The 1281-nt window shown below is 61.6% G+C and carries 1 protein-coding gene and 1 pseudogene; both read left to right on the forward strand.

Annotated elements, in window-relative coordinates:
• Positions 1-23 precede the first annotated feature (23 nt).
• Positions 24-251: pseudogene (locus tag WEA77_RS02585) on the forward strand (transposase); the annotation flags it as partial.
• A gap of 143 nt (positions 252-394) precedes the next feature.
• The coding region (locus tag WEA77_RS02590) for an IS5 family transposase (protein WP_368066303.1) at positions 395-1281 on the forward strand (887 nt) is incomplete at its 3' end.

Here is a 1281-nt window from a genome sequence, read left to right on the forward strand (position 1 = left end):
CCCAACCAGAAGGAGCAGACGACATGAGGAAAAGACGTTTCACCGAGGCGCAGATTATCGGGATGCTCAAGGAGCAGGAGGCTGGTTTGCCGACGGCTGAGTTGTGCCGCAAGCATGGGCTGAGCCCCGCGACGTTCTACAAGCTGAAGGCCAAGTATGGCGGGATGGACCTGTCCGACGCCAAGCGGCTTAAGCAACTCGAGGACGAAAATGCGAAACTGAAGCGCATTGTGGCAGATGTCATGCTGGATCGAGCTATTGAGGCGCCACTGGTTCAAGCCCAATGGCGAGGGTTGTTCTGAAGGATCTGCTGGGAAAGCCTTGACGAGGCGTTGTTGCACAAGTCCAAAGTTTGAGGATTCACTTGGGGAATCCAGTGGGTTAGACGGCTGGGATGAGCAAGCCACAACCTCCCCGCTACCGTACCACGAACTGGCCCATGTACAACCGTGCCCTTGAGCGGCGTGGGTCGATGCTGATCCTGATTGACCCCGAGATGGACTGGCTCGCGGAGCCGTTGGGCAAGATGGGCAGACCTGCGGTGTTCTCGGATGTGGCGATCCAGCTGTGCCTTTCCGTCAAGGTTCTGTTCAAGTTGCCGCTGCGCCAGGCGGTTGGCATGGTGCGGGCACTTTTGAAGCTTGCTGGGTTGGACTGGCCCGTGCCAGACTACAGCACGCTGTGCCGCCGCCAGAAGACGCTCGCCGTCCATATCCCCTATCGGCGCGCCGACGGCCCTCTGAGCTTGCTGGTGGACAGCACCGGCATCAAGTTCCTTGGCGACGGGGAATGGCACGCCCGCAAGCACGGCCCCTCGCGCAGGCGTCAATGGCGCAAGGTCCATCTGGCCATGGACACGGCCACATCCGACATCCGGGCGGTCGAGTTCACCTCCAGCCGGGAGGGTGACAGCCCGACACTGCCTGCCCTGCTCGACCAGATCCCTGAGGATGAGCAGATCGGGTCGGTCACGGCGGATGGGGCTTACGATACCCGCCGCTGCCACACAGCCATTCTCGAGCATGGGGCGACAGCCATCATCCCGATCCGCAAGAACGGGCGGCTTTGGCGTGAGGACTGCCCGGCCGCAATCGCGCGAAACGCAATCCTGCGCGACGTTCGCGAAGAAGGTCGTGCAGCCTGGAAACGACGGAACGGCTACCATGTCAGAAGCAGGGCCGAGGCAAAGATGCGCTGCCTAAAAGCCTTCGGAGACCGCATCGCCGCCAGAGATCCGGACCGCCAAACCGCCGAAATCCACATCCGCGTCGCCCTCATCAA

Source organism: Hyphomonas sp., from assembly GCF_040882205.1.
In the GTDB taxonomy this organism is placed as follows: Bacteria; Pseudomonadota; Alphaproteobacteria; order Caulobacterales; family Hyphomonadaceae; genus Hyphomonas.